Origin of the sequence: Microbacterium sp. Leaf159, assembly GCF_001423615.1 — a bacterium.
Lineage (GTDB): Bacteria > Actinomycetota > Actinomycetes > Actinomycetales > Microbacteriaceae > Microbacterium.
The window spans coordinates 1007941-1020642 of record NZ_LMOU01000001.1 but is presented as its reverse complement, the minus strand read 5'-3'; the positions used below and the strand labels follow the sequence as shown (position 1 = coordinate 1020642).

13 protein-coding genes are annotated in these 12702 nt (G+C 66.6%); 5 read left to right on the top strand and 8 right to left on the bottom strand.

Features of this window, described 5'->3' with window-relative positions; genetic code table 11:
- The first annotated feature begins 9 nt into the window (after positions 1 to 9).
- Positions 10 to 828 (top strand): ABC transporter permease, encoded by an 819-nt coding sequence (locus tag ASF80_RS04980; RefSeq protein WP_056308500.1) that lies wholly within the window; start codon positions 10 to 12, stop codon positions 826 to 828.
- Complete coding sequence (locus ASF80_RS04975; RefSeq protein ID WP_056308498.1) at positions 828 to 1565, top strand: ABC transporter ATP-binding protein; 738 nt, start codon at positions 828 to 830, stop codon at positions 1563 to 1565. The genes ASF80_RS04980 and ASF80_RS04975 overlap by 1 nt, the downstream gene beginning before the upstream one ends.
- 25 nt (positions 1566 to 1590) lie before the next feature.
- On the opposite strand, the gene ASF80_RS04970 is transcribed toward ASF80_RS04975, so the two are convergent.
- From ASF80_RS04970 to pseB, 3 genes are read right to left on the bottom strand one after another with little or no spacing between them, the layout of a single operon-like run.
- Positions 1591 to 2322: a cytidylyltransferase domain-containing protein gene (locus ASF80_RS04970; protein WP_082488187.1), complete on the bottom strand. Its 732-nt coding sequence runs from the start codon at positions 2320 to 2322 to the stop codon at positions 1591 to 1593.
- Positions 2319 to 3443, bottom strand: a complete 1125-nt coding sequence (locus ASF80_RS04965) for a DegT/DnrJ/EryC1/StrS family aminotransferase (protein ID WP_056308496.1) — start codon at positions 3441 to 3443, stop codon at positions 2319 to 2321. Before ASF80_RS04965 ends, ASF80_RS04970 begins: the two co-directional genes overlap by 4 nt.
- A 2-nt stretch (positions 3444 to 3445) precedes the next feature.
- Complete coding sequence (gene pseB, locus ASF80_RS04960; protein WP_056308494.1) at positions 3446 to 4435, bottom strand: UDP-N-acetylglucosamine 4,6-dehydratase (inverting); 990 nt, start codon at positions 4433 to 4435, stop codon at positions 3446 to 3448.
- Positions 4436 to 4542: 107 nt separating this feature from the next.
- Between pseB and ASF80_RS04955 the strand changes: the two genes are divergently transcribed.
- Complete coding sequence (locus ASF80_RS04955; protein WP_056308492.1) at positions 4543 to 6039, top strand: bifunctional UDP-2,4-diacetamido-2,4,6-trideoxy-beta-L-altropyranose hydrolase/GNAT family N-acetyltransferase; 1497 nt, start codon at positions 4543 to 4545, stop codon at positions 6037 to 6039.
- Between the two features lie 2 nt (positions 6040 to 6041).
- Here the strand turns inward: ASF80_RS04955 and pseI are convergent, their stop codons facing one another.
- Complete coding sequence (gene pseI, locus ASF80_RS04950) at positions 6042 to 7103, bottom strand: pseudaminic acid synthase (protein ID WP_235559884.1); 1062 nt, start codon at positions 7101 to 7103, stop codon at positions 6042 to 6044.
- A 66-nt stretch (positions 7104 to 7169) separates the two neighbouring features.
- Here pseI and ASF80_RS04945 point away from each other — a divergent pair, with 66 nt between their 5' ends.
- Entirely contained in the window at positions 7170 to 7868 is a 699-nt protein-coding gene (locus tag ASF80_RS04945) for a hypothetical protein (protein WP_200934744.1), read from the top strand.
- Between the two features lie 48 nt (positions 7869 to 7916).
- The gene (locus tag ASF80_RS04940) at positions 7917 to 8282 is read left to right on the top strand and encodes a hypothetical protein (RefSeq protein ID WP_056308490.1); all 366 of its coding nucleotides are present in this window, start codon (positions 7917 to 7919) and stop codon (positions 8280 to 8282) included.
- Between the two features lie 18 nt (positions 8283 to 8300).
- Here ASF80_RS04940 and ASF80_RS04935 read toward each other — a convergent pair whose 3' ends face one another.
- The 4 genes from ASF80_RS04935 to ASF80_RS04920 all read right to left on the bottom strand — a co-directional run bounded on the left by ASF80_RS04935 (position 8301) and on the right by ASF80_RS04920 (position 12664).
- Entirely contained in the window at positions 8301 to 8891 is a 591-nt protein-coding gene (locus ASF80_RS04935; RefSeq protein WP_056308488.1) for a hypothetical protein, read from the bottom strand.
- Between the two features lie 5 nt (positions 8892 to 8896).
- Positions 8897 to 9853, bottom strand: coding sequence for a glycosyltransferase family 2 protein (locus tag ASF80_RS04930; protein ID WP_056308486.1), 957 nt, complete (start codon positions 9851 to 9853; stop codon positions 8897 to 8899).
- Between the two features lie 100 nt (positions 9854 to 9953).
- The gene (locus tag ASF80_RS04925) at positions 9954 to 11252 is read right to left on the bottom strand and encodes an O-antigen ligase family protein (protein WP_056308484.1); all 1299 of its coding nucleotides are present in this window, start codon (positions 11250 to 11252) and stop codon (positions 9954 to 9956) included.
- The gene (locus ASF80_RS04920) at positions 11249 to 12664 is read right to left on the bottom strand and encodes an O-antigen ligase family protein (RefSeq protein WP_056308482.1); all 1416 of its coding nucleotides are present in this window, start codon (positions 12662 to 12664) and stop codon (positions 11249 to 11251) included. Before ASF80_RS04920 ends, ASF80_RS04925 begins: the two co-directional genes overlap by 4 nt.
- Positions 12665 to 12702 lie beyond the last annotated feature (38 nt).

Here is a 12702-nt window from a genome sequence, read left to right as displayed (position 1 = left end):
CTCGACATCGTGAGTCACGCTGCTGTCGGGGCGCCCGGGACGCCCCGGCGCTATCTGCATTCCCTGTGGCTGCTCTCTGCCCGCGACCTGAAGGTGCGGTACTCGACGAGCTTCCTCGGATACCTGTGGTCGGTGCTGGATCCGCTCGTGATGAGCGCGATCTACTGGTTCGTCTTCACGCAGATCTTCCACCGTGACGTGGGCGAAGAGCCTTACATCGTGTTCCTCATCAGCGCGCTGCTGCCGTGGGTGTGGTTCAACTCCTCGGTCTCGGACTTCACGAGAGCCTTCAAGAAGGACTCCCGGCTGGTCAGATCCACGGCGATCCCTCGGTCGATCTGGGTGAACCGCATCGTGTTGAGCAAGGGCATGGAGTACCTCTTCTCCCTGCCGGTGCTCGCTGCGTTCGTGATCATCAACCTGCTCGTCGAGCAGAACCCCGAGAACACCGTCCAGGTCGGGTGGGGCATCCTCTGGATGCCGGTCGCGATGATCCTCCAGACCGTCCTGCTCGTGGGACTCGGGCTGCTCGTCGCACCGCTCTGCGTCCTCTACGTCGACCTGGAGCGGACGACCGCGCTCATCCTCCGCGCGATGTTCTACGCCACCCCCATCATCTACAACGTCACGGATCTGCCGGGGATGTTCCAGACGCTCGGAGCCTTCAACCCGCTCGCCGGGATCTTCATGCTCTACCGCATGCCGTTCTTCCCCGACCAGTGGAACCTCTTCACTCTGTTGATCAGCATCGGCATGACTCTCGTGATCCTCGCCCTCGGGATCTGGACGTTCCGCTCGCTGGAGCGACCCGTGCTGAAGGAGCTGTGATGTCGACCGCCATAGAGGTGAAGGGGCTCGGCGTCCACTTCCGACGGAACCGCCGGGGGCGACGCAGCTTCAAGGACCTTTTCGCCGGTGCGTCGCGTCGCTCGCGTCCAGGAGAGTTCTGGGCGCTGCGTGACGTCTCGTTCACCGTGCAGCAGGGGGAATCGATCGGCGTCGTCGGACGCAACGGCCAGGGCAAGTCCACGCTGCTGCGTCTCGTCGCGAAGGTCCTGCTGTCTGATGAGGGAACAGTGACCGTGAACGGGGGAGTCGCGCCCCTGATCGAGATCACAGGGGGCTTCGTCGGCGACCTGACCGTGCGGGAGAACGTGCGACTGACCGCCGGTCTTCACGGCATGTCGCGCGACGAGGTCTCGCGCCGATACGACGACATCATCGAGTTCGCCGAGCTCGCCGGTTTCGAGGACACTCCCTACAAGCACCTCTCGAACGGCATGAAGGTGCGGCTCGCGTTCTCCGTCGTCTCGCAGCTCGACGAGCCGATCCTGCTCGTTGACGAGGTTCTCGCAGTCGGAGACAAGGCCTTCCGCGAGAAGTGCTACAAGCGCATCGACGAGCTGCTGGCCGAGGGGCGCACGCTGTTCTTCGTCAGCCACAACGAGCGCGACCTCCGCCGTTTCTGCACGCGGGGCCTCTACCTCGACAAAGGCGCACTGGTGCTGGATGCGCCGATCGCCGAGGTGCTCGACCGCTACAACAAGGACTACAACGCGGGCTGAGCGATCTCTGCTCCGCCCGCGCGGCTCACTCGCCGAGCTTCTTCTGCTCGACGTGGGCGTTGATCGCGACGAGCTCGGGGTGTTGCTTCAACACGGCGACGATCTCGCGTGCGCTCAATGTCGACGCGTCGTAGGACTCGATGAGCTCCCGAATGAGGACCAGGTCCTCCGATGTGTCCAACGTGACTCGATATCCTGAGGCGTCGTCCTCCTGCGTGACCGCATGAAGACTCGTCCGTCCGGAGCGACCTGCGTAGAGGTAGGGCGTGACGTGTTCGCGTTCCGCGGGTTCCCGGGCGTTCTCATGGGCTTCGACGAGAGCGACGGTGGAGAACACCTCGAAGTCGAAGCCGCGGGGGTATGTCCGCTCGATCACGTTCGACACATGGGCGTAGGGATCGTCGAGAGCGTCGTAGAGGCGAAGCCCCTCGGCGATCAGGCTCGGATCGATCAGGGGACAGTCGGAGGTCACCCTGACGATCGTGTCCACCCCGGAATCCGACGCAGCGCCCGCGAACCGAGCCAGCACGTCGTCTTCGCTCCCTCGGTACGCCGTGACTCCGCGCTGACGGGCGAGGGAAGCGATCGGATCGTCGGAGTCGTTCGTGGTCGTGGCGACGATGACCGGCACGCCCGTCTGGATCAGACGATCGAGGTGGTGATCCAGCATCGTGCGGCCTGCGGCACGAAGAAGGACCTTTCCGGGCAGGCGTGTGCTGGTCATCCGCGCCTGCGTGATGATCGCGACTCGCCTCACCGCAGCGCCCTCGTGAGCGAATCGACCACCTGGTCGACCTGTGCGTCGGTCAGCTCAGGGTGGATCGGCAGCGACAGCTCCTCTTGGTAGAACATCTCGGCGTTCGGGCACATGCCGCGCAGATACCCGGCATCCGCATATACCGGGTGCCAGTACACAGGCATGTAGTTGACCTGGACTCCGATGCCGTCCGCGCGCATCCGGTCGAACACCTGCCGGCGTCGACCCTCCAGGATCCGCACCGGATACAGGTGACGGATGACGTCGACGTCGTCGCGCTGGATGGGCGTGCGCACGCCATCGACTTGCGCCAGAGCCTCGTCATATCGCCGGGTGATCTCTGCGCGTCGGCGCTTGAACGCGTCGAGCCTGGCGAGCTGCGCGATTCCGAGGGCGCAGGCGATGTCGTCGAGTCGATAGTTGAAACCGAACTCGTGGACCTCCTGGTGCCACGGGCCCTCCGTGGTGATCTCGAAGCGGTCCGCGTCGCGTACGAGACCGATGAAGTGGAACTCGTGCGCTCGCTGTGCGATCCGAGGATCCTTGGCGACGAGTGCGCCGCCTTCGCCGGTCGTGAGGTTCTTCGTGGGGAAGAAGGAGAATGTCGTGAGGTCGGCGAGATCGCCGACCGGGCGCCCGCGGTAGCTGCTACCGATCGAGTGTGCGGCATCGTCAAGGACGAGCGCGCCCACGCGCGCTGCGGAGGCCGTCAGCCGGTCGTAATCGGCCGGGTGACCTGCGTAGTCGACTGCGGCGATGACCTTGGTCCGCTCGTCGATCAGCGCCTCCACCGCGTCGGGGTCGATCAGCGCCGTGTCCTCCTCGACGTCGGCGAACACGATCTTGGCGCCGAGGACAGAGGCCATCGCCGTCGTCGCGACGAAGGTCATCGGCGTGGAGATCACGGTGTCGCCGGAGGAGATCCCCGCAGCGGCATAAGCCATGTGCAGAGCAGCGGTGCCCGAGGTCGCCGTCACGGCACGGTGCCCGCCTGAGATCTCGCCGAGACGCGCTTCGAATGCGGCGACAGCGGGGCCGGTCGTCAACCAGTCGCCGCGGAGCACGTCCACGACCGCCTGGATGTCGTCCTCCGAGATCGACTGCCGTCCGTAGGGCAGCATCGTCAGATCCCCGCCTCGATGATCTCGGCGATCTCCTGCTGCGAGTACCACGCATCGTTGCTGTCTGAGCGGTAAGCGAAGCCCTCCGGCACCGGGATGGCGCCTTCCGGCATCCGATATCCCCAGGACGCGAGATCGGGTTGGATGATGAAATACTTTCCGTCGCTGACCGTGACCGCGCGGCGCCCCTCCTCGGGGCTGATCATCTCCTCATGGAGCTTCTCTCCCGGGCGCAGACCCACATCGACAAGCTCTGCGCCGGGCACGACCGCGTGCGCCAGATCGGTGACCTTCATCGACGGGATCCGCGGCACGAGCAGCTCCCCGCCCTGCATGAGCTCGAACGTGTCGATCACCATCTCGACGGCCTGGGGGAGCGTGATGAAGAACCTCGTGCATCGCAGGTCCGTGATCGGCAGCGGCTTGCCCTCGGCTCCGAGCTTCGAGAAGAACGGAATGACCGAGCCGCGAGAACCCATGACGTTGCCGTAGCGCACCACCGCGAACCGCGTGTCGTACGCCGCTGCATAGTGGTTGCCCGTGATGAAGAGCTTGTCTGCGGTGAGCTTGGTGGCTCCGTACAGGTTGATCGGGCTGGACGCCTTATCCGTCGAGAGGGCGACGACACGCTTCACTCCGGCATCGATGGATGCCTCGATGACGTTCTGACTGCCGATGACGTTCGTCTTCACGAACTCGAACGGGTTGTACTCCGCCGTGTCGACCTGCTTGAGCGCGGCCGCATGTACGACATAGTCGACACCGTGCAGCGCGCGAGCGAGTCGCCGTTCGTCGCGGATGTCGCCGATGAACCAGCGCAGCCGCGGGTCGTCGCCGAACTGCTGTCGCACCTCGTACTGCTTCAGCTCGTCACGCGAGTAGATGACGAGACGGCGCGGATTGATGTGGGTGAGGGCATGGCGGATGAACGCCTTGCCGAATGACCCCGTGCCGCCAGTGATGAGGATGCTCGCGCCCTCGAGAACCGACACTCTGTCTCCCTCAGCATTGTCGTGATGGCGCGGATGCTCGGGTTGCTCCGCGCCCGGCCTATCCTATCGGGTGGGTGCGCGCGCGCCCCGAAGGGAGAAGAGGCTCGATGCACGGTCGACGGGTTCTCCTGCACTGCAACGCCGGCGCTGAATTCGGCATGGGCCACCTCATGCGCACCGTATCGATCGCCCGCGAGGCGCAGAGCCGCGGGTGGTCCGTGGCGATCGTCGGTGACATCGACGACGCAGGGGCGGCGGTGGCCGGACGTATGACGGATGGCATCGAGATCGTCGCATCCCGGGGCCCGCGACTCGCGAACGAACTGGGCTCGCTCGCCCGTGGCGCCGACGTCGTCCACCTCGACAGCTACTGGGACGTGCCCCCTGTGGCGCCGCGATCGGGCGGGATCGTCAGCAACATGCAGGACGGTCCCTATGGGGTGCGCGACACCGATCTCGCGATCGACGCGAATCTGGGATCGGAGTCGTCGTTCGCGCATCCGGAACGCAGCCTCCACCATCTGATCGGAATCGATCTCGCGGTGGTGCGTGAGCAGGTGCTGCGGCAGAGGTCGATGCCGCCTGTCCGAGGGTCACGCCCTAGGGTGCTCGTCGTCATGGGGGGCACCGATCCCCACGGACTCACCGCGCGCGTCATCCGCGCGATGCACCGGATCCCGGAGGAATTGCAGGTGACGGTGATCGACCCGCGTGCACGGGCTGAGGTGCTCGCCGAGGCCGCGGCCTCCCCTCATGCGGTCGAGGTGCGAGGATTCGTCGACGACCTGCCCGCTCTCGCCCGTTTGCACGACCTTGCTGTGACCGCCGCCGGGACCTCGGTCTGGGACTTCGCCTGCATGGGAGTGCCGATGGCGCTCGTCTGCGCCGTCGACAATCAGCGGGCGGGCTACCGCGAAGTCGTCTCCCGGGGGCTTGCCGTAGCGCTGGGTGAACCTCCGCACGACGACCTCGCGGAGCGAGTCGGAACTCTCGCCGCGATCCTGTCGTCTGGCGCGGCGCTCGACACGCGGGCGGAGCAGCTGATGCGTGCGGTCGATGGACGGGGAACCTGGCGGATCGTGTCGGCGTGGGAGCAGTTGCTCGACGTGGTCCCCGCGGATGCGCCGCATGTCGGCGCCCTCGCCGTCCGGACGGCGACCCCGGACGACGCTTCGCTGCTGTTCGAGTGGCGGAACGATCCCGCGACCCGGCTCAACTCGCGTGCGCAGGGTGCCCTCGACTGGGACTCGCATCGGGACTGGGTGGCTCGGAGCATCGCCGACGTCGACCGATCCCTCCTCATCGTGGAGTCGGGCGGCACAGCACTGGCCACGTGCCGGTGGGACCGCCGATCCGAAAGTGACTGGGAGGTGTCGATCACCGTGGCCCCGAGCGCGCGCGGCCGTGGTCTTGCGGCATCGGTGCTCGCGTCCGCGGAGTCAGCGCTTCCGGCTCGGGCGCCGTGTCGCATGCTCGCCGTCGTGCACGCGGACAACGCGCCATCTCTCCGGCTCTTCCAGAAGGCCGGCTATCTCCCGCACCTCCCGCCTGATGAGACGGGTTTCGCGACCTTCGCCAAGTGGCGGCTGCCGTCGGAGCGCTGACCTCAGAGAACGTCCCAGGTGAGCGGAGTTCCCCGCTCGACGTCGCGGGTGAACGTCCTGGTGCTCACGAGGGCGAAGGAGTCGGGGTCGAGGCCGCCTGCCGGGCGGATCGACCGGACGTTGTCGGCGGTCACGGGATCTCCGGCGCGGACGTCAGTGGTCACGTACAGGGAACGCCGCAGCGCCAGGACCGTCTGCTCCTGCGGCGTCGGCCCGAACGCCACTCCGCTCGCAGAGGCGATCCGCGCCTGATCGGACGCGGTCACCAGCGCGCCGAACTCGCCGGGGGTGAGAGAGAAGTCGGAGTCGACGCCGCCGTCACCGCGATCCAGGGTCAGGTGCTTCTCGATGACGACCGCCCCGAGGGCGGCGGCGGCTACCGCGACGCCGATCCCGAGCGTGTGGTCTGACAGCCCGACGGGAACCCCGAAGGCATCCCTGAGTGCCTGGATGTTGCCGAGTCGCGCCTCCTCGGGGATCGCGGGATACGCCGCCGTGCATGCGAGGAGGACGAGCTGGGTGCCACCGGCATCGCGGATGGCGGTGACAGCAGCATCGATCTCCGACAGGGTCGCCATGCCGGTCGACACGATCATCGGCTTGCCCGTCCGTGCCACCTCGCGGAGAAGCGGGAGGTCGATGATCTCGGCCGACGCGGTCTTGTAGAGCTCCACCCCGAGCGACTCGAGGAACTCGACCGATGTCGGGTCGAAAGGAGTGGAGAACGGGATCAGACCGTGCGTCCTGGCGCGATCGAAGATCTCGGCATGCCATTCCCACGGGGTGTGCGCCTCCTGGTACAGCGAATACAGGTTGCGATCGCCCCACAGGGCGTGATCGCCCTGCACCCGGAACGCGGGCTTGTCCGAATCGATCGTCAATGTGTCGGCCGTGTACGTCTGGATCTTGAGCGCGCTGGCACCGGTCGTCGCCACGGCGTCGACGATCTCCAGAGCGCGACTCAGGTCACCGTTATGGTTCCCGGACATCTCCGCGATGGTGAAGATCGGTGCGCCTGCGCCGATCGATGCCGTCGGGAGCTCGATGATCTGTTCAGAAGTCACGCGGACAACTCTAGACGCGTCGCGGTGCCGCAGGGTTGCGCCGCCCGTGCCCTAAGCTGAGGTTCCATGGGGCGTGTGACGGAGCTCGTCGATGGCGAGAAGACGACGGCGGAAGAAGCCGAGTTCTACGATCGATTGCGCCCGCTCGTCACCTCCTACGGTCGTGCAGACCCGGTCCGCAGAGTCGCGGTCGTCGGGAATCAGCCGCTCGAACCATCCGAGGAACGGGCGGCGATCATCGATTCCGCGGATGTCGTGTTCCGCGTCAACGGTTTCAGATTGGACGAGGCCGGTGGGCCTCCCGCAGTGGGCAGGCGTGCGGATGTCGTGGTTTTCAACCGCGGTGTGCGTCCGACCCCCTGGTTCTTCGAGTCGTACACCGAGCGCGCGTATCTCATGATCGAGCCGGGACGACTGCTCTGGGAGAACCCCAAGATCCCCGAGTTCTGGCCGGCTGATCTCGGGATCGTGACGATGCCGAATCGCGAGGTGGTGCTGCCGCTCGGAGAGGCGATGGGGGCCGATCCCCGCTCCGGCGGTCACTGGGCTACCACGGGAACGGTGATGCTCTGGATCGCCACTCGTCTGTTCCCCGATGCGCAAGTCGACGCGTCGGGATTCTCCTTCATCGACGCGCCCGACCAGACCGCCTGGAACCACGCGTACGGTGACCCGTCGGCAGTGGGTGCTGAGCACCGGATCGAGCTGGAGTCCGTGCTCGTGAAGCGCTGGATCGAGTCCGGCCGCGTCACCTACCGCCACTGATCCGATCCGACCCGCCCGTAGACAATCACCCGAATGATTGAGGACTGAATGCTGAACAGAATCCGCCGCCGCATCGACACCGTCGTCGAACACCGGGTCGATGCCAGGGTCGCAGCCCTTCTCGAGCCGCGGTGGGAGCAGCTCGAAGCGGCCAGGCGAGACTACGAGGCACGCCTCGGCGGCGCGCAGGCGGATTTCTCGTACATCCGGTCGGAGTTCGACCGCATCGCGCCTCAGCTCGCGGCGCTGGAGCATCGGTTCGAATCATTGCGCGTCCGACTCGAGATCGACGACCTCAGCGCCGAGGACGCGCTGGTGAAGGCCCAGGTCGAGCACGAGCGCGCTCGGCTTCGGCTCGAGCTCGTGGCGCACTACGAAGAGCGGCTTCGTCGTCTCGAGGCCGAGGAGGCCTGAGCTTCCGTCGGCACCGAGTCAGAGTCCGACGATGGCCCGAAGATCTCCTGCGGCAGAGCGCGAGTCATCTATCGCGGAACCGGTCGAACCGCCGTCCGTGACAACGGTCCGAAGCGTGACGAGGGTCTGCGCGTAGACGTCGAGCGCCGCCCGCCATTCCGACTCGATCGATGACGGCGGCGGGGTCTCGGCGAGTCGCTGGGCGTCGTCGATCAACGTGTCCACGACGGAGACCGCATCCTGACCGGTCGAGTCGCTCACGATGTCGAGTCCGGTCAGCGCGTCGTTGAGCCATCCCTGCACCTGACCGCGGAAGGCGTCGACGCTCGGGTCCGCGACAGGCGGCGCCGTCGTGATCGGCGTCATCGAGGGCTCCGGCTCCGCAGACGGCGATGCGGTCGCCGAGGGGGTCGCTGACGCGGACGCCGACGGCGTCTCGCTCGCACCGGGCGCCGGGGAGTCGCCCCGAGGCAGGAGGAAGAACAGCAGCACGCCGACGATGACGAGACCGGCGACTATGAGCCCCACGATGAGCGCGATGCGACCGCGGTTGCTCGGCTGGGGCTCCATCGGTGCCCAGCGGACGTCGGGCTGCTGTTCGTCGGTCATGCTGGTCAGTCCTCCAGTGCGGGCATCGGCGTCCAGGAGCGGTCGCGGCCGAGCTTGCCGCCCTCCTTGAGCCCACGGAACAGATTGCTCGTCCCCCGCACCGTCCGCTCGACGAACAGTAGGCGGATGAGCTCCTTCGCGAACGTCATCGACGTTCCGAGGCCGAACAGCACCGGGTTGTAGTTGTCGTGGATGCGGTAGTAGTGCTTGATGTACGCGCGGTTGCGCATGATGTAGAAGCGGTAGGCGTTGCTCGAGGCGTTCATGTGGCGGATGCCCATGTCCCACTGCTTGATCTCACGGGTGCGCCGCAGGACGAACTCGTCGACGATCACCGCGGTGGTCTTGCGGGACGCGAGCCACCCGTACATCTGGTCGTCCCAGTAGATGAAGAAGCGGTGGTCGGGGAGGCCGATCTGCGTGACGATCGAGCGGTGGATGAACATCCCCTCGAAGCATCCGCTGTTCATCTCCTTGTAGCCCGAGGCGTCGAACCCCGAGGGAGCGAAGGGGATCGGGATGCCCATGCGCTCGGCGATCCGGTACTGCCAGTAGAACTCGCTGCCGTCGTAGTCGTAGCGGCGTCCCTGGATGCTCTTGAAGCGGGGAGCCCACTTGCCCATCTTCGCGAGACCGTCGGGGACGACCTCGACATCGTCGTCCATCATCCAGATCCACTCGGATCCGATCTCGTAGGCCGTGCGCATCCCCTCGCTGAAGCCACCGGATCCACCGGTGTTCGTGTCGAGTCGGCGGTAGACGAGCTCGGTGCCGAGACGCGGGCGGAACGAGTCCACGACCTCGGTCGTGTCGTCGGATGAGGCGTTGTCGATGATCACGACGTGGCCGGGCTTCGGCTCCATCGCGGTGATGCTCTCGAGCAGACCGGTCAGCAGGTGCGATCGGTTGAAGGTGACGATGACGATCGTCGCGGACGCCGGGTCGAAGGGGGCGTGTGTCACGAGGTGATTTCTCCGGTGGCTGGGCGCCCGCAGGGCGCCGCGAGCAGATCCCACCCTACCCGGAAGAGCTTCGGAATCCGCCGAGGGCGCGTCGGTGTGCTCAGGCCTGAGGCCTCAGGGTCGGGATCGCCCCGGTGTGCGCCGCGTCGATGCTCTCTCGCCACGACCGCGTCTGGCCCGCGCGCAGGGCGCACAGCACCAGCATGAACCAGCCGGCTCCGACGAGTGTGAAGCTCTCGAACATCGACTCCACCGCGAGCGTCACCAGCATGAGCGGTGTCCACGCGTAGACGACGGAGCGACGGACGCTCGCGACGAGCCAGGAGCGGATGGTGGCGATGCCGCCGAACAGCAGGAAGAGCACGAGCCCGGCCGTGCCCAACTGCAGCAGCACGTCGAAGTACGCGTTGAGCGCGCTCTGGTGGTGGTCGTCGAGCAGGAAGTTGATGTAGGTGAAGGGGTACTCTCCGCGCGCCCAGGAACCGAACCAGCCCCACCCCTCGATCGGCTTGAGCGCGACGAAGTCGAGGATCGTGTTCCACAGGGTCGCCCTGACCGAGAAGTCGGATCCCGCGTCGAGCAGCGCGATGATCACGTGCCGCAGGGCGAAGGCTGCCGCCAGCGCCAACGCGACGAGCACTCCGAGCACCCACTGCACGATCGTCCGTCGCTCGGCGGGCGCATGCCGCACGATCGTGAGCGCCACCGCCACGACGCCGACGGCCGCGGCGAGGACCAGGACCATGGGGGAGGAGGAGAAGAAGGCGAGGAGGCCGGCCAACGCGATCGACGGGATGGCGATGCGCGCCGTCAGGGACTGCGAACGCCACTCGACGACGAACGTGATCAGTGCGATCACGGTGACGAAGCCCAGCATGTTGCGGCTGCCGAATATGCCCTGCACGGGGCCGCCGACGGCCAGCTGCCCCTCGATCCCGAGGAAGGTGAACGGAGTGTCCAGCAGCACACCCGAGAGGATCTCGAGGCCGAGGGAGACGATCAGGAGCAATCGCAGCGTGTCGCCCAGCGCGCGCACCGTCTGCAGGGTGTCGCGGATGTGTCCCACGGTGATGGCGAGGAACGCGAAGCCGAAGAGCTCCATCCATCCGAGCGCGGTGTCGGACTTGTCTGTCGACCAGAGGACGCTGACGGCCGCCCAGGCGAGGAATGCCAGCAGCGACGATGGGGCGATCCGCAGCAGAGAGAGCTCTTCTCGTCGGACCCACAGGATGCAGGCGCCGAGCGCGCAGAGGACGCCGATGACCGTGGCGAGCGTCACCGGGGACGCCGCGCGCTCGATGGTGAAGGCCGCGAAGACCGCCGTCAGCACGGCGATCGTGTAGGCGCGGGCGAACTCGGCCGAGCCGAGCAGATCCGCCACACGGCGTCCGAAGGTCACGGAACCCGCCGACTTCTCTCGCCACGCTCGATCACGCGCTCGCGTTCACCGACTCCGACGAGCGGCACGGCCTTGATCTTGAACGACAGCAGGACCAGCAGCATCCATCCCCACAGCATGATGGGCGTCGACTCCGTGAGCCCCTGCACGAGAAGGACGATGGTGAACAGGCTCGGCAGCAGGGTGATCGCCGAGTAGGAGCGATCGGACTGGAGATCCCACCGAGGCCGGTCGATGGCGAAGAACCAGGAACGCCACAGCAGGCTGAGGTACGCGAGTGCGACAAGCACCACGCCGAGCACGCCGAGCTGCATCAGCACGTCGAGCCACATGTTGTGCGCGTGGAACACCGTGATCCCGTGGTCCTCGATCCATCCGGCGAAGGCGGGGTCGAAGGGTACCCACGGGCTGGAGAAGCCGTTGCCGAAGAGCGGATGCTGGGCCGCGCGCTCCAGGACCTTGTCCCAGATCTTGTCGGAACGGCCGGTCAGATCCGCACTGCGCCCGAGCAGAGCGAACAGCGGCTCACGCAGCAGCCACACGGCGGTGCCGATGACCGCAGCGCCGCCGATGAAGAGCACGTACAGCCTGGTGCGTCCGCCGGGCGTCTTGGCGCGACGCATCAAGAGTGCTACGACGAGCACGACACCCGCCGCGGCCGCACAGGCATATGCCGTCGCGGATCCGGCCCTGAGCAGGAAGTACGCGGCCAGCAGGGCCCACAGTGCCAGAGTCGTCCGCCAGCGCGTACGTGCCGCGAACAGCACGCCGAAGGTGAGGATCGCGAACAGGCAGATGATCGCGAGCAGGTTGGAGTTGCCCACGATCCCCTGAATACGGCCGCCGTCGAGGAGGTTGCCGCGCACCCAGTACCAGTGGGCGTTCGTCTCGCCCTCGGGGCGGACGAAGAAGTTCGGCAGGATCGGTCCGTGCACGACGAGCGCCACCCACAGCTCGATCGCGAGCGAGAGGCCGAGGATCCACTTGAATGCCGAGGCGAGGGCTCGAACGATCTCGTGCCAGGTGAGGACGTGCACGATGAACAGCGCGTTCACGGTCACGGTCGCCAGCAGCACCCAGGTGATGATCGTCGCCCCTGGCCACTGCGACCAGGCGACCGAGAGCAGTGCGACGACGGTGTACGCGGTCGCAGCCCAGGGCAGCCGCCGCCACGCGAAGGCGTGCGGACGCTTGCGAGCGATCATCGGGACGCCGATGCCGAGCGTCGCGAGCAGGAACACGACGAGCGTGACCGCCGCGCCGATCTCGCCCAGCAGGTTGTAGACCGCCGAGTGCGCGAACGCCACGAACAGGACGAGGATGATGTATCCGCGCAGCAGAAGATGCCCCGTCGACTCGCGCTCGGGCGCGGTGGGCGGGGCGGCCACCGGGTGCTTCGTGTAGTGCGCCATCGCGTTCAGGCTACAGCGCGCAGCTCGCGGAGCACCTG